Origin of the sequence: Arsukibacterium sp. (assembly GCF_036735525.1) — a bacterium.
GTDB lineage: Bacteria > Pseudomonadota > Gammaproteobacteria > Enterobacterales > Alteromonadaceae > Alishewanella.
Window position 1 is genome coordinate 1 of the sequence record NZ_DAINOE010000004.1, and the last position, 16,528, is coordinate 16,528.

11 protein-coding genes are annotated in these 16,528 nt (G+C 49.8%); 8 read left to right on the forward strand and 3 right to left on the reverse strand.

Features of this window, described 5'->3' with window-relative positions:
* A partial coding sequence (locus V7D78_RS01440) for a putative bifunctional diguanylate cyclase/phosphodiesterase (protein ID WP_333606645.1) occupies positions 1-1,784 on the forward strand: 1,784 nt, incomplete at its 5' end.
* Here the strand turns inward: V7D78_RS01440 and V7D78_RS01445 are convergent.
* The 3 genes from V7D78_RS01445 to V7D78_RS01455 all read right to left on the reverse strand — a co-directional run bounded on the left by V7D78_RS01445 (position 1,758) and on the right by V7D78_RS01455 (position 3,947).
* The gene (locus V7D78_RS01445) at positions 1,758-2,411 is read right to left on the reverse strand and encodes a cold shock and DUF1294 domain-containing protein (protein ID WP_333606646.1); all 654 of its coding nucleotides are present in this window, start codon (positions 2,409-2,411) and stop codon (positions 1,758-1,760) included. The two genes, V7D78_RS01440 and V7D78_RS01445, sit on opposite strands and share 27 nt — an antisense overlap.
* Before the next feature lie 127 nt (positions 2,412-2,538).
* Positions 2,539-3,423, reverse strand: a complete 885-nt coding sequence (gene nadC, locus V7D78_RS01450) for a carboxylating nicotinate-nucleotide diphosphorylase (protein WP_333606647.1) — start codon at positions 3,421-3,423, stop codon at positions 2,539-2,541.
* A 2-nt stretch (positions 3,424-3,425) separates the two neighbouring features.
* Positions 3,426-3,947, reverse strand: a complete 522-nt coding sequence (locus V7D78_RS01455) for a retropepsin-like aspartic protease family protein (RefSeq protein WP_333606648.1) — start codon at positions 3,945-3,947, stop codon at positions 3,426-3,428.
* Between the two features lie 82 nt (positions 3,948-4,029).
* Here V7D78_RS01455 and ampD point away from each other — a divergent pair, with 82 nt between their 5' ends.
* From ampD to V7D78_RS01490, 7 genes are all read left to right on the forward strand, one after another.
* Positions 4,030-4,569, forward strand: a complete 540-nt coding sequence (gene ampD / locus V7D78_RS01460; protein WP_333606649.1) for a 1,6-anhydro-N-acetylmuramyl-L-alanine amidase AmpD — start codon at positions 4,030-4,032, stop codon at positions 4,567-4,569.
* Positions 4,570-4,581: 12 nt separating this feature from the next.
* Positions 4,582-5,454 (forward strand): regulatory signaling modulator protein AmpE, encoded by an 873-nt coding sequence (gene ampE, locus V7D78_RS01465; protein WP_333606650.1) that lies wholly within the window; start codon positions 4,582-4,584, stop codon positions 5,452-5,454.
* Between the two features lie 364 nt (positions 5,455-5,818).
* Positions 5,819-6,577, forward strand: coding sequence for a pyruvate dehydrogenase complex transcriptional repressor PdhR (pdhR, locus tag V7D78_RS01470; RefSeq protein ID WP_333606651.1), 759 nt, complete (start codon positions 5,819-5,821; stop codon positions 6,575-6,577).
* Positions 6,578-6,629: 52 nt separating this feature from the next.
* Complete coding sequence (gene aceE / locus V7D78_RS01475; protein WP_333606652.1) at positions 6,630-9,296, forward strand: pyruvate dehydrogenase (acetyl-transferring), homodimeric type; 2,667 nt, start codon at positions 6,630-6,632, stop codon at positions 9,294-9,296.
* An 11-nt stretch (positions 9,297-9,307) separates the two neighbouring features.
* Entirely contained in the window at positions 9,308-10,981 is a 1,674-nt protein-coding gene (aceF, locus tag V7D78_RS01480; protein ID WP_333606653.1) for a pyruvate dehydrogenase complex dihydrolipoyllysine-residue acetyltransferase, read from the forward strand.
* A 152-nt stretch (positions 10,982-11,133) separates the two neighbouring features.
* Positions 11,134-12,546 (forward strand): dihydrolipoyl dehydrogenase, encoded by a 1,413-nt coding sequence (gene lpdA, locus V7D78_RS01485; RefSeq protein ID WP_333606654.1) that lies wholly within the window; start codon positions 11,134-11,136, stop codon positions 12,544-12,546.
* Positions 12,547-13,174: 628 nt separating this feature from the next.
* Positions 13,175-16,360, forward strand: coding sequence for an ATP-binding protein (locus V7D78_RS01490; RefSeq protein WP_333606655.1), 3,186 nt, complete (start codon positions 13,175-13,177; stop codon positions 16,358-16,360).
* The last annotated feature ends 168 nt before the right edge of the window (positions 16,361-16,528 follow it).

A 16,528-nucleotide genomic window follows, 5' to 3' on the forward strand; every position in this document is an offset into this window, starting at 1 on the left:
TGCCACTAGGCTTGTTGTTCACACCCTTTATCAGTTGCTGGTGGTTACGACGGCGTTACCAGCACCAGCTATCCAGCCTGCAAGCGAGCGAGCAGCAACTCACTACTTTGCTAAATACGGTAGATGCCTATATTTATATTAAAGACTTAAAACTACGCTATCAGTATGTCAATCCTAAGGTGGCGCAGTTGTTTCAGCGCACCCCTGAGCAAGTTATCGGCCATTCCGATTTTTTATTTTTTGACAGTCAAACTGCCGCCATTTTACAGGTTAACGATCAACGCGTGCTGCAGGGCGGCGAACGCATCGTTGAAGAAGAGCCCTTAACCACGACCGATGGCAAGAAGCTCACCTGCCTGGTGGTAAAGATTCCGCTACGTGATGCCAAGGGCAATATCTACGCGCTTTGTGGTATTGCGACTGATATTAGCGAGCATAAGCAAAGTCAGGCGGCCATTCATCATCTGGCATTTTACGATGCACTGACTGAGCTACCCAATCGCCGGTTATTTTTGGAGCGGCTGGCACAGGCGCATCAACTGTCCTGTCGTTTACCGCAAACCGGCGCCGTGCTGTTTATCGATCTTGACCATTTTAAAGATTTAAATGATACCCTGGGCCATGCAGTAGGCGATCAGCTTCTGCAACAAGTTGCAAAACGTCTTGCGGAGCAACTGAGAAAGACCGATACGCTGGCGCGGTTTGGGGGCGATGAATTTGTGGTGTTGGTCACCGATCTACAAGCTAAGTCCGAACTGGCCAGTCTGCGGGTTGAGGTGCTGGCGAATAAGTTATTGCAATGCCTGATCAGTGATTTTACTCTGGCAGAGCGGCAGTACAGCATTAGCGCCAGTATTGGCATTGCTATGTTTGATGATGCCGCCTCGGTAGATGAGTTGTTACAACGGGCTGATTTAGCCATGTATGACGCGAAAAATCGCGGTCGTAATCAACTTTGCTTCTTTAATCATCAGATGCAAGCGCAAGCCAGTGAGCGCACCCAATTACTGGCCGGTTTACGCCAGGCATTAAACGAGCAACAATTTTTTCTGCATCTGCAAGGACAGTATGACAGTCAGGGGCAACTGCTGGGCGCTGAGGTGTTATTGCGCTGGCAATATGCAGAGCATGGTTTAATATCGCCGGCTGATTTTATTCCGCTGGCCGAGAGCAGTAACTTAATTATCCCTATTGGTAATTGGGTGCTGCGCCAAAGCTGTGAAATCTTAGCGCAGTGGCGTTATATGACGCAGCGCCAGCATTGGCATCTGTCGGTAAACATCAGTGTCCGCCAACTGCAAGCGACTAACTTTGTCAGTACAGTGGCGGATATTTTGCAAAGTACCGGCGCAGATGGTGCTAATTTGGTGCTGGAGTTGACCGAGAGTCAGTTGCTGGAGGATGTTGAGCAAGTGATAAACACCATGCAGCAATTACGGCAGTTAGGCGTGCAGTTCTCACTGGATGATTTTGGTACCGGTTATAGCTCGCTCAGTTATTTAAAGCGGTTACCGCTATCACAGTTAAAAATTGATCGCAGTTTTGTGCGTGACATCTTAATTGATAGTAATGATGAAGCGATCGTGAAAACCATTCTGGCCTTAGGTGAGGCGCTGGAGTTACAGGTTATTGCTGAAGGGGTAGAATCAGCGGCACAACATCAGGCATTAACTATGTTAGGCTGCCAGCAGTTTCAGGGTTATTATTTTGCCCGTCCCAGCCTGTTACAAGACTTAAAGGCGCAATGGCAGCCGCCGTCAGGACCACAGAGCGAGCCTGTTTAAAAACTGTTGGCCGTGTTGTGATAGCAGCCATATCAACAAGATACTATTGCCGATAACGACCAGCCAGAATTCGCGTTGAAATAAAAACTTACTGCGTTTATGCGCCAGTTTCTTTTGGGCAATTAACGCCCCTGGCCAGCCACCGATTAAACTAAATAACTGTAGGCTTTGCTCGGGCAGGCGGGTACTTTGCCGGGCGATAGCAGCATTTTTGTCGGCCTGGTACAGCCAAAAGGTAAACAAGCTGGCTTCGATATACAGCAAAGGCAACACATAGGGCAAAGAGCCAAATAACAGCGCTATCACTACCAGCACCAGAAAAGCACAGCGAAAATACAAGGCGACATCCTGGGTGTAATCTAAATCAACAACAGGAGCAATCCGTTGTGCGGTGTGAGGGTGGGCGTTTGGCTGTGCCTGCTGCAGCACGGTTAAGGCCTCGGCGATAGGCCGGTTTTTGCGGTCATGGCCAAGTTTAAATGACAGCATGTCACCTTCGCCTGGCCTTGGGTTTGGCACCTCAAAGTCACGAATATGGAAAAATAATTTTTGCTCCGTTTGGTCGCAGACCACAAAGCCAAAGCCTTTATCGTCGCGCCAAAACACTACCCTTCCGGTTAACTGCATTATGTATCACCAGGCTGTCAGTCAGCAGTGTAAGAAGTCGACGCTGCACATCAGCTGTGCAGCCAGCACTATCGTAATAGAGTACTGTAACAGATTATAACTGAATTGCCGGTGAATTCAGTTCGTATTAGCGGTCGTTTATCTGCAGTCTCATCGACAGATCCACTGCCTGTACATGTTTGGTCAGGGCGCCGCTGGAGATATAATCAACCCCGGTACTGGCCAGTTCGGTTAATCGTTCAGCGGTAATATTACCTGACACCTCAAGTTTAGCTTTTCCGGCATTAAGCGCCACTGCTTGTTGGATATCAGCCAGGGTAAAATTATCCAGCATAATGATATCGGCATTCGCCGCTAAGGCCTGTTGCAGTTCGCTAAGGTTTTCTACCTCCACCTCGAGGGGTTTTCCAGGAAAGTTTTGCCGTGCAGTGTTAATAGCGGCACTAATACTGCCAGCCGCAGCGATATGATTTTCTTTAATTAAAAACGCATCGAACAGACCAAAACGATGGTTTAAACCGCCACCACAACTGACCGCATATTTTTGGGCAAAGCGCAGCCCCGGCAGGGTTTTGCGGGTATCCAGCAGCCGGGTGTTGCTGGCGGCTAAATACTGCACATAATGCGCAGTGGTGGTGGCGGTGCCACTGAGTAATTGCAGAAAGTTCAGTGCTACCCGCTCGCCGGTCAGTAAGGTGCGGGCCTGGCCACTCAAAGTGCATAATAGACTGTCTGGTGCCACCTGCTGGCCATCTGTTACTTGCCAGTTAATGGTCACGGTGCCGCCAAGCTGGCTGAACACTTCATCCAGCCAGGCACAACCACAGACAGTACAGGCTTCGCGGCTGATAATAGTGGCCGTGGCCTGTTGTTCCGCCGGGATCAGTGACGCGGTAATATCGCCGGTATCCAGCGGTTGGCCGCCCAGATCTTCGGCCAGTGCGGCAGCCACAGTGCGGCTGATTTCTTCAGACAATAACGGATGACGTACAACAGCAGACAAAGTAGGCATAATTAATTTCGCTGGATCAAAGTGAGTTGGTTTCCTTGCTGGCGGAATTCTAACTGTTTTAGCGCACTCATGCCTAATAAAATCTCTGTGCCGCCCATATTCGGCACTATGCTGGCGGCGACCTGGGTCAGCACTATATCACCCAATTGTAGACTGGCGATTTCACTGCGCCAGGCCTGTGCCACGCCGTTGGCGGTCATCACCTGAATAGCGGCGCCACGCGGCATACCCAGTTGCTGCGCTATGGCAGAAGGCACTGCTACCTTAGTGGCACCGGTGTCCAGCAAAAAGGTTACCTTTTGCTGGTTAATCAGGGCAGTACCCACATAATGGCCGGCGCGATTGCGGGTTAGCTCAGTGATCACTTCGCCTTGACCGCCACGCAGGCTATGTAATTGCTGGTTTGGATTATCCTGTTTAGCCAGATAATCCTGAAAAAACCAAAATAGCCCGCCCAGTAAGAGTAGCCAGGTAATGAAGGTAAATACCCGGGCAATGCCGGCTGTGCTCTGTGGCTCTTGCATAAAAACTCCGCTGCACCGACAATAAGGCTACAGCTTACGCAGAGCCGCTTTAAAAGGCAAAAATCACAAGGCAAAATTCCTGATGCTATTGCCACCTCAAATGATTCAGCGTGCCAGCCCGCACCATGACGAGCGCCCAGTTGCCGGCGATATCAGCTTATTGGTGATCCATAATATCAGCTTGCCGGCGGGTGAATTCAGCCGCGATCCGGCAAACAGCTATGTCGATGCTTTATTTTGCGGCACCCTGGATTGCCAGGCGCAAGCCAGCTTTTGTGACTTACAAGGCTTAAAGGTCGCCGCGCATTGTGTGATTTGGCGTGATGGTCAGATATTTCAATATGTGCCTTTTACGCGCCGCGCCTGGCATGCCGGTGTCAGTGAATTTCAGGGAAGGGCGCGCTGTAATGACTTTTCTATTGGCATAGAGTTAGAAGGCAGCGATAATTTACCTTATACTGAACAACAATATAGTAGTTTGCTGCAACTAAGCCGCTACTTATTACAGCAGTTTCCTGCTATCAGCCCAGAGCGGATAGTCGGGCACTGTGATATTGCACCTGGTCGGAAAACCGATCCCGGTCCGGCATTTGACTGGACCCGCTTTTTATCAGCGCTCTAAGGAGAACTAGGCATGACCCTGATTAGTATGTTACTGGCATTGATTATCGAGCGGCTGGCAGTGCGCAGTGCTGTCTGGCAGGCCCGGCCGTATTGTCAGGCATATTTGCGACTGAGTGCCGATAGCCCATTAGCCAAAGTAGCGCAACATCCGCAGGGCCAATATCTGTGGATTATTCTGCCGGGTGCGCTGCTGGCGTTATTGTTAGGTTTGATTGATAGTCGTTTACTGACGCTGGTGGTGAATACGCTGATATTACTACTGGGCATCGGCTGCTGGCATTACCGCCAGTTGTATAAGCAGTATTTAAACGCGCAGGAGCGCGGCGATCAGGAAGCGGCGTTTTTAAGTATGCAGCAAATCCGCCAGGATAGCGGCAGTAGCCTGGAGCAAAGCAGCTTTGGCCAGTTATTGGTATGGCTGAACTTCCGCTATTACGCTGCTGTGGTGTTCTGGTTTTTAGTGTTGGGCGTATTTGGTGTCATTACTTATGTGTTGCTGCGCCAGCTACAAGAGCCGACTATTCTGGAAGGAGAGCAGGATGCCGAACGTTTCGCCAGCTTGCAGCCCGAGGGCGTCAGTAAAGATGCGGTAAGCCATTTAGCCCACTGGGCCGATTGGTTCCCGGCCCGCTTGTTTGGCCTCGGTTTTGCGCTGGTGGGGTATTTCTCGCGCGCCTCTAATGCCTTACTTGGCTATTTTTTAGATTTCTCTGCCAGTAACGAGCAATTAATCAGTGAAGTGGCTGCTGCCGCTGAGCCACTGCCAGAAGCCAGCCAGAATACCCTGGAAGACACCAGCGCTATGGTGCAACTGGCTAAGCGCAATATGCTGTTCTTTTTAGCCTTTACTGCCATCTTAACGCTAAGCGGCTGGCTTAGTTAAACCCGTTTTACTCTAAAACAAGGCGCCCATATCGGCGCCTTTTTTGTGCTTTTTATGTATTGCTCATAGCGCCTTTTTTGCTAAAGGCGCCAGTTAACGTTAACGACCGGCCGCTAATGGCTTCGTCAAGTTATAATTGGTCAGACCAATTTATGCCATTGGTGAGACATCGGGCGATTTTTGAGCATTAACTCTAACTTATTGCAGCTTGCAGACTGTGAAAAAATCTGCTTTATTTACATCCTGTGCCAAAAATGATAGCCTGCTGCCCACTTTAGTTAAATTGGTAAGACCAATTTACAATGATGGATTTAGCCGAAGGTGTTAAGCCCTCGCCGCAGCAAAAGGATGCAATTGACTCACTATGGCTGATTTAAAAATTAAGCCGGCCAAACTGTCTGATCAGATAGTGGCGCAACTGGAGCATTTGTTGTTAGAAGGCAGCTTTGCGCCAGGGCAAAAACTGCCGTCAGAGCGGGAGTTAGCCGAGCGCTTTGCCGTGTCGCGCCCATCATTGCGTGAGGCTATTCAGAAACTGGAAGCCAAGGGGCTGCTGAGCCGGCGCCAGGGTGGGGGTACCTATGTTTGCGATAATCTGGTTAAAGATCTCACCGATCCGCTGTTTAGCCTGATGGCGCAATATCCGGATTCGCAATTTGACTTTCTGGAGTTTCGCCACGCGCTGGAAGGCATTTGTGCTTACTATGCGGCGCTACGCGGTACCGAGAGCGATCATAAAAAAATTAAAAGCTTATATGAAGAAATATGCCTGAATCAGCAGTTTCAGGATGCCGAGGCCGAAGCCAAAGCGGTGAGCCAGTTTTATCTGGCGGTAGCCGAAGCCTCACATAATGTCGTGTTGTTACATTTGGTCAGAAGTTTAACGCCGTTAACCGAACAGAATATCCGTTTAAATCTGGATGCATTGCAGCAACGTGATGGCATCGCCGAAAAATTAAATGAGCATCGGCGGCGGTTAATGCAAGCGGTGATTAGCCGGCAACCAGAATTGGCGCGGCAGGCCAGTAATGGTCATTTGGCGTTTATTGAAGAAGCCTTGTTAGAACTGGACAAGGAGCGCTCTCGCATCGAGCGTTCTTTGCGCCGCTCGCAACAGAGTTAATACTTATAATTTTTAGCGCCCGCGGGCGTGCACAACCATAGGAAACCTCGATATGTCTGAAGTCAGCAAGATTGACATCGACGCTCTGGAAACAAAAGAGTGGCTGGAAGCACTGGAATCTGTAGTGCGTACCGAAGGGGTAGAGCGGGCGCAATTCCTGCTTGAACAGGTACTGGAACAAGCCCGCTTAGAGGGCGTGGCTATGCCAACCGGCGTGACCACCAACTATATTAATACTATCCCGCCGCAACAAGAGCCGGCTTACCCGGGGGATGTTAATCTGGAACGACGCATCCGCTCGGTTATCCGCTGGAACGCCATTATGATCGTACTGCGTGGCTCGAAAAAAGAGCTGGAACTGGGCGGCCATATGGCGTCTTACCAGTCTTCCGCGGCCTTTTACGAAACCTGTTTTAACCATTTTTTCCGCGCACCCAATGACAAAGACGGCGGCGATTTAGTCTATTATCAGGGCCATATTTCGCCGGGTATTTATGCCCGCGCCTTTGTTGAAGGCCGCTTAACCGCTGAGCAGTTAGATGGCTTTCGCCAGGAAGTTGATGGCAACGGCTTATCCAGCTACCCGCACCCTAAATTAATGCCGGAGTTCTGGCAGTTCCCTACGGTGTCTATGGGCCTGGGCCCGATTTCAGCGATTTATCAGGCACGTTTTTTAAAGTACTTAAATGGCCGTGGTTTAAAAGACACCAGCGCGCAACGGGTGTATGCCTTTTTAGGTGATGGCGAGATGGATGAGCCGGAATCACGCGGTGCCATCAGCTTTGCGGCCCGTGAAAAACTGAATAACCTGTGCTTTTTAGTTAACTGTAACCTGCAGCGGCTAGACGGCCCGGTAATGGGTAACGGCAAGATTATTCAGGAACTGGAAGGCTTGTTCCGTGGCGCCGGCTGGAATGTCATTAAAGTGGTGTGGGGCCGTGGCTGGGATAAGCTGCTGGCTAAAGACACCACTGGCAAGCTGTTACAGCTGATGAACGAAACAGTCGATGGTGATTATCAGACCTACAAAGCGAACGATGGCGCCTTTGTGCGTAAGCACTTCTTTGGCCGTTATCCGGAAACCGCTGCGCTGGTCGCCGATATGACCGACGAAGAAATTTTTGCGTTAAAGCGCGGTGGTCATGAGCCGTCTAAGCTGTTTGCGGCCTTTAAAGCGGCGCAAAACTGCACCGATAAGCCTACTGTTATTCTGGCCAAAACCGTTAAAGGGTATGGCATGGGTGACGCCGCTGAGGGTAAAAACATTGCCCACCAGGTGAAAAAAATGGACATGACTCATGTGCTGCAATTACGCAAGCGCCTGGGGCTGGAAGACTATATCAGCGAAGAAGCAGTTGCAGATTTACCCTATATTGAGCTGCCAAAAGGCTCGCCTGAGCTGCAATACCTGCATGACAGGCGTCAGGCGCTGCATGGCTATACGCCGGTACGCTTACCTAACTTTACCAAGCCGCTGACACTGCCTGAACTGAATGCCTTTGAGCCGTTATTAGTGGAACAAAAACGCGAAATCTCCACCACCATGGGGTATGTGCGGGCGCTGAACATATTGTTAAAAGACGAGCACATTGGTAAGCAGGTGGTGCCGATTATTGCTGATGAAGCCCGTACCTTTGGTATGGAAGGCTTGTTCCGGCAAATTGGTATTTATAACCCGGGTGGCCAGACCTACACCCCGGAAGATCGCTCTGTGGTCAGTTACTACAAAGAAGATACCGGCGGTCAGGTGTTGCAGGAAGGCATTAACGAGCTGGGCGCGATGTCGTCCTGGGTCGCGGCGGCTACCTCTTACAGCACCAACGATTTGCCGATGATCCCGTTTTATATCTACTACTCGATGTTCGGTTTCCAGCGGGTGGGCGATATGGCCTGGATGGCCGGTGATCAGCAAGCACGCGGCTTCCTGTTGGGCGCCACGGCCGGTCGTACTACGCTCAATGGTGAAGGCTTACAGCATGAAGATGGCCACAGCCATGTGCTGGCCAGCACAGTGCCAAACTGTATTTCTTATGATCCTACCTACGTGTATGAGCTGGCGGTGATAATGCAAGACGGTATTCGCCGTATGTATGGCCCGCAGCAGGAAAATATTTATTACTACATTACCGTGATGAATGAAAACTACCATCACCCGGCAATGCCAGAGGGCGTGGAAGAGGGCATTCGCAAAGGGATTTACAAGCTGGAAAGCCTGAACGGCGATCGCGGTAAGGTACAGCTGTTAGGCTCAGGCACTATTTTAAATGAAGTGCGTAAAGCCGCAGAGATCCTCAGCAAAGATTACGGTGTGGCGTCTGATGTGTATTCAGTGACCTCGTTTAACGAGTTGGCGCGGGATGGTCAGGATTGTGAGCGTTACAATATGCTGCACCCGGATGGCAAAGAGAAAACGCCTTATATCGCCAGTGTGATGAACAAGGCGCCGGCCATTGCGGCCACCGACTATATGAAAAACTATGCCGAGCAGGTACGGGCTTTTGTTCCAGCCAGCGCTTATAAGGTGTTGGGCACGGACGGCTATGGCCGCTCAGACAGCCGGGAAAACTTGCGCCGGCATTTTGAAGTCAACGCCGGCTATATTGTAGTGGCTGCGCTGAACGAATTAGCGAAGCAGGGCGAGTTGAAAAAAGCGGTCGTTGCCGATGCCATTAAGAAATTTGGTATCGACGCTGATAAAACTAACCCGCTGTACGCATAAGAGGATGAGTCATGACGATTGAAATTCATGTGCCGGACATAGGTGCGGATGAAGTTGAAGTAACCGAGATCCTGGTCAAGGTGGGCGACAAGGTGGCTGCCGATCAATCATTGCTCAGTGTTGAAGGTGATAAAGCCAGCATGGAAGTGCCGGCTGCTGAAGCCGGGGTAGTGAAAGACATTAAGGTGAAGGTGGGCGACAAGGTGAAAACCGGTAGCCTGATTATGACTTTTGAAGGTGAAGGCGCTGACAAAGCCGAAGCGGCACCGGCAAAAGACGACCCCAAAGCCGACAGCAAAACTGAAGCTAAAGCTGAAGAAAAAACTGCAGCCAAAATGCCAATCCAGGCGACCTCAGCACAACAGGTGAAAGTACCGGATATCGGGGGTGATGCCGTTGAAGTCACTGAGATTATGGTGAAAGTGGGCGATACTGTTACCGAAGATCAGTCTTTGCTCAGCGTTGAAGGCGATAAAGCCAGTATGGAAGTACCGGCTCCCTTTGCGGGTAAGGTAACAGAGATCAAAATCAGTGTCGGCGATAAAGTCTCGACTGGCAGCCTGATAATGGTATTTGAAGCTGCTGCGGCTGAGAGTGAAGCGGAAACTGCCGAGGCGCCAAAAGCGGAAACTAAAGCAGCAGCTAAAACCGAGGCGGCGCCAAAAACCGAAAGCAAAGATGACGATAAGTCCTCTGCCAGCTCAGACACTGCTGCTAAAGGCGATGGCTTTGTTGAAAACAGTGCCTATGCCCATGCCTCTCCGGTGATCCGCCGTTTAGCGCGCGAGTTTGGCATTAACCTGGCTAAGGTAAAAGGCAGTGGTCGCAAAGGCCGGGTGGTGAAAGAAGATGTGCAAAGCTATGTGAAGCAGCTGGTAAAACAAGCGGAAAGTGGCGCTGCTTCTGGTGCAGGCAGCACTGGCTCTGGAAATAGTGTTGGCTTTGATTTAATTGCCTGGCCTAAGGTCGACTTTGCCAAGTTTGGTGAAGTAGAAAGCAAGCCGTTGTCACGTATTCAGAAGTTGTCGGGCAATAACTTGCACCGCAACTGGGTGCGTATTCCTCATGTGACTCAGTTTGACGAAGCCGACATTACTGGCCTGGAAGACTTCCGCAAAGAGCAAAATGCGCTGGCGGATAAGAAGAAGCTGGGCGTGAAATACACACCACTGGTATTTATCATGAAAGCGGTGGCTAAGGCACTGGAAGAGTTCCCGACCTTTAATAGCTCACTGTCAGACGATGGCCAAAGCTTAATTCTGAAAAAATACGTGCACTTAGGCATTGCAGTCGACACACCAAATGGCTTAGTGGTGCCGGTAGTAAAAGACGTCAACAAAAAAGGCATTATTGAGTTATCGCGCGAGCTGATGGAGATATCGGCCAAGGCACGCGAAGGTAAACTGACCGCTGCCGATATGCAGGGCGGCTGCTTTACTATCTCAAGCTTAGGTGGCATTGGCGGCACGGCCTTTACGCCGATAGTGAATGCGCCGGAAGTGGCCATCTTGGGTGTCTCTAAGTCGGAGATTAAACCTAAGTGGAACGGTAAAGAGTTTGAGCCTAAGTTGATGGTGCCCTTGTCGGTATCCTACGACCATAGGGTTATTGACGGCGCCCTGGCGGCACGCTTTACTGCCACTTTGGCCAGTTATCTGGCCGATATCCGCCAGATTATTATGTAACAGCTTAGCTAAGAGCGAATTTTGTGTCCCGTACTGAAAAGTTACGGGACAACGCTCAGGCAGGATGTTAAAATTCTGCCACTTTTTTCGCCTGACAGCCGTGCCCTACATGCCGTTGTCAGTACTCTGAACCGATAAAGAAAGGTAATACGATGAGCAACGAAATTAAAACCCAGTTAGTAGTAGTTGGTGCAGGCCCTGGTGGTTACTCTGCCGCATTCCGCGCCGCCGACTTAGGCTTAGAGGTAACACTGGTTGAAGCGCGCAGCACCTTAGGTGGCGTCTGTTTGAACGTGGGTTGTATTCCGTCAAAAGCCTTATTACACGTTGCTAAAGTGATTGACGATGCCCGTGATATGGCGTCACATGGCGTGACCTTTGGCGAGCCAAAAATTGATTTAGACAAAATCCGCAGCTGGAAAGACAAGGTAGTTGGTCAGTTAACCAACGGCCTGGCGGGCATGTCTAAAATGCGTAAGGTTAAGGTCGTTAACGGCTTTGGTAAATTTACCGGTGCCAACACCTTACAGGTTGGCGATACCAAAATTACCTTTGAACACGCCATTATTGCCGCGGGTTCAGAGCCGGTATCACTGCCGTTTATTCCAAAAGATGACGATCGCGTCATTGATTCAACCGGCGCGCTGGAATTAAAAGATATTCCGGGTGAAATGCTGGTTTTAGGTGGCGGTATTATCGGTCTGGAAATGGGCACTGTGTATCGCGCACTGGGTTCTAAAGTATCAGTAGTAGAGTTTGCTGATCAGTTAGTCCCGGCTGCTGATGCGGACATCGTGAAAGCTTACACCAAGTACAACAGCAAAAACTTCAACATCATGCTGTCTACTAAAGTTACTGCAGTTGAAGCAAAAGACGACGGCTTATATGTAACCTTTGAAGGCAAAAATGCCCCAGAGAAAGCGGTACGTTACGACAAAATTCTGGTAGCGGTTGGCCGTAAGCCAAACGGTAACCTGTTAGATGCTACCAAAGCCGGTGTCAAGGTTGATGAACGTGGCTTTATCAATGTAGACAAGCAACTGCGCACTAACGTGGGCCATATCTATGCCATTGGTGATGTAATTGGTCAGCCGATGTTAGCGCACAAGGCCGTACACGAAGGTCACGTTGCCGCTGAAGTGATTTCTGGCATGAAGCACTACTTCGACCCGCGTTGCATTCCATCAGTCGCCTACACAGATCCAGAAATGGCCTGGACGGGCGTTACCGAGAAAGAAGCCAAAGAGCAGGGCTTAAAGTTCGAAACCGCCGTGTTCCCTTGGGCCGCTTCTGGTCGTGCTATTGCTTCAGCGCGTACTGAAGGCTTCACCAAGCTGATATTCGACAAAGAAACCCACCGTATCATTGGTGGCGCTATTGTTGGTATTAACGCCGGTGAAATGCTGGGCGAAATCTGCTTAGCGGTAGAAATGGGTGCTGATGCTGAAGACATCGCATTAACCATCCACGCTCACCCAACGCTGAACGAGTCTATCGGCCTGGCCGCTGAAATTTACGAAGGCTCAATCACCGACCTGCCAAACCCTAAAGCCAAGAAAAAGTAATTTTCTGACGTTTTAGATAACACAAAGGCCGCGTATGCGGCCTTTGTTGTTTTAATGGCGCAGTCTTTTATACAGCAGTTTTAATGCAACGATAAAGCTTGTCACCAAACATCTGCCAAGCTGATATTCGACAAAAAACCCACCGTATTATTGGTAGCGCTATTGTCGGTATTAACGCCGGTGAAATGTTGTGCGAAACCTCCGAAAGCTCAATCACCGACCTGTTGTTGAACTCTTTATGAGTGTAAATATAGGGAAAATGTTGCTAAATAGTGTTTTGTGGTTATTCTTGTGCCGCAAAAAATGCTATGCAGTCTTAAAAAATGGAGTTTTTATGAAAGTTTTTTGGAGGCATAGCTTCATTAGAATGTGCCCGCGCTTTACAAAATATGCGGTATTAGGTCGGAATTAATATTTCTGATCCTTCGACATCAATAATAATTTTTTTGATCATGATGTTTTACATCATTTCGATGGTGGTCTTAAGTTACTATCTGAGTAAACGTAAAAACCAGACACCCAAAATATGTGCCGCTTTGTTTTTATAAAGGTTTTTATCACGCCCACCTTGCTTTCAGCAGCAGCTTCTAACACACTGAATTGCGACTTACCATAGAGGAGTTCACATTTGCGGCTTGCTTCGTTTTGCCGGTGTTTGTTTTTCCTGTTCAGTTTGGCGTTAAGCTGCTGCGTTTTATCGTCAGCTAGCGCGGCCTCCAGCTATTATGAAAAAGTACGCATTGACAACAATCTGCCTAATGTCGGCATTTACAGTATTACCCAAGACCATCATGGTTACCTGTGGCTAGCGTCAACCAACACCGGTCTGTTGCAATTTGACGGTTATCAGTTTCAACAACATCCACTACTAAACAACAGTCTGACCAAGCTGAAATCGGTGCCGGATATCGACGCCATAGTGTTTGATCAGCATAACAATTTATGGGCAGGCACCTGGGGTTATGGCCTGGCGCAACTTCAGGCGGCTGATGGCAGCATCAGGCTGTTTAATGGCATTGAAGATGCCCTGGCTGGCAGTTATGTACAAACGCTGTTTAAAGACCAGCAACATCGTATCTGGATCGGTACCACTACCGGCATTAATCGCTATGACGACGCCAATGGCCTCAGCCGGCTCGATAGCGACAGCAACGCCTTACCCAGCCGGCGCATCTGGGCTTTTGCCGAAACGGACGATCAAACTATCTGGCTGGCCACCTCCAACGGCTTATTAAGCTGGCACGATAGTACCGGATTTGGCCCGGTGTTGTTTCCGCATGACGAGGGTAGCGCCGATAATGAAATCCGCGCCCTACACGTTATTAATAACGAGCTTTGGGTGGGCACGAGTGCTGGCCTGTTTGTTTATCTGCCAGCGGAAAACCGCTTTGAGCCCGTCACGTTGCCGGCAGCGCACCAACTGCCGGTTATCAATACGCTGGCACGCAGTGTTAACGGCCATTTACTGCTGGGTACTTTCAATGGCATTTACACGGTGGACGTGGCGCAGCGGCGCTTTATCCGCCATGTTAATAACCAGCTAGCCGAGCTTGAACAAGTAAATGTGCGCAGCATTTTTGTCGATAACAGCCAGGTGACCTGGGTGGGCACACGTGAAAGCGGCTTGCTGTTTAAAACCCGGCAACGAGCTGCCTTTCAAAATAGCGCTGACGCTGCCCTTACCGCTTTGCAACAAAGCCTTACTGCGCCGGTGCTAACCTTGCTGGCCGAACCTGACCAGCTTTGGCTTGGCCAGCAAGGCATAATAAGCCAGTATCAGCATGCCAGTGGCCAGACTCAGCATTTTACGGTACCGGGCCGGGTTAACGTGCTCAGGCGCGCGCCGGATGGCAGCCTGTGGGCAGGCAGCGACAATGGCATTTTTCGCTTAACCGCTGATACGCATCAGTTTGTTCGGTTTGAGCAGCCTTACACTAGCGTTCAGCTACCGCAACGCAATGCGCGTGATATCCGCATTATTGATGAGCAGCACACGCTGATCAACCTGTGGCAAAATGGCATTTTGTTATTTGATCAACAAAGCGGTAAAAGCCGGCAGTTTATGGCCGATATCAGTCGCGTCCTGGTGGGCGATGCTATTCAGGCTACATTGATAACGCCACAACATATCTGGCTAGCCAGCCGCCTTAGCGGTATTTATCTGCTGGATCGTAACAGCCTTAGCGTCAGTTCACTAACCAGCAGTAACCCCTCACCGTTACTGGCCCCCGACTTCACCGGCCAGCTCACCTGCCTGGCTACAGCGCCCAATAACAGCGTGTTAGTCTGTACCGAGCAAGGCTTGCTACGCATTTGGCTAAACAGCGGCGAGGTCAAACTGATTGCCGCTAAATCTGGCTTAAAAGGCAGCTGGCTGGTGGGCGCCCATAGCGACAAACATCATAATATCTGGGTTATGACCACAGCCGGTCTGGATTTAATTAAAGCTGATGGCAGCATTAAATTTTTTAATATCAGTGATGGTTTAACCAGCAATGAAATGATGTTCGGCGCGGTAGCAGAAGATGAGCGTCATTTGTACTTTGGCTCAGACGCGGGCCTGGAACTGGTAACCCCGACCTTATTGCTGGCACCGCTGCCCCCGCTGCAGCAAGCTATCAGTAAGGTTACCTTAGACCAGCAGCTGGCTACACCATTAATTAATTTAGCGCCGGTGACCAAACTGCAAGTACCGGCAACCATTTCAAGAGTGGCTTTTCATTTCGCCAACTTTGACTTTAATAAACCTGGCCGGCAACGTTATTTATATAAACTGCAAGGCTATGACGACAACTGGCAACAATTGAACGACAGTAATGTCGCGACCTACACCAACCTGGCTCCTGGCAACTATCAGTTGCAATTGCGTGCCGGCAATGAACTGCAGGCGTTCAGCGACATCAACAGCTTTATGGACATCACCGTACAGCCACACTGGTGGCAGCGCCGGAGTGTGCAGTTTATCGCAGTTGCACTTGCCATTCTGCTGATCAGCTATCGGGTAAAGCGCCGTATTGGTGAGGTTCAGCAGGTTAATTTGCAGTTGGAGCAAGCAGTAAACCAGCGTACTGCAGAGCTGCAACACAGCTTACAACAACAGCAGGCTGCTTATGATGAGTTGCAACAGCTGGACTTGCTAAAAGATCAGTTTATCTCCAGCGTGAGCCACGAATTACGGACACCGCTAACCTCGATCAGTGGCGCATTAAACCTGATCCATAGTGGCGCGCTGTCGATGCATAAACAGCAACAGCTGTTGGAAATCGCCAGCAGTAACAGTGAACGCTTAACCCTGCTAATCAATGATTTACTTGATTTAGAAAAACTCAGCGCCAGGCAGATGGTACTGAACTTTAAGCAACAGAACCTGGACCTTATAGTGCAGCGGGCAGTGCAGGAAAACTCCACTTATGGCCAGCAGAGGCAAGTCAGCCTGGTGTATCAGTCCTTGCCGCAGTTTAACGCACTGGCCAACGTAGACGAGCACCGTCTGTTACAGGTGCTGGCCAACTTGTTGTCTAATGCAATAAAGTTTTCGCCGCAACAAAGTGTGGTCACTGTAACGCTTCAGCAACAAGATAACCAGTTGGTAATCAGCATCGCCGATCAAGGCCCTGGCATTGCAGAAGCTTTTCAATATAAAGTGTTCCAGCGTTTCGCACAGGAAAATAACGGCAATACCCGCGAACAAGGCGGCACAGGCCTTGGGCTGGCACTGTCAAAAGAGTTAATGCAAGCTATGCACGGTAATATTTGGTTTAAGTCTATTCCAGGCAAAGGCGCTACTTTTTACCTTAGCTTTGCTGCAATTTAGCTAAAGCGGTTGATTAAACCGAATCTAATGCTCTTGTTTTATCGGCTCACTGTTCTACGCGAATGCGCTAAGCAACATGAGGGGCAGATAAAATTAAAACAGTTTGCAATTGGCAACGGGCCATTAATGCAGCAGTGCATTTTGAATATATACAGGTGCGCAATTTTC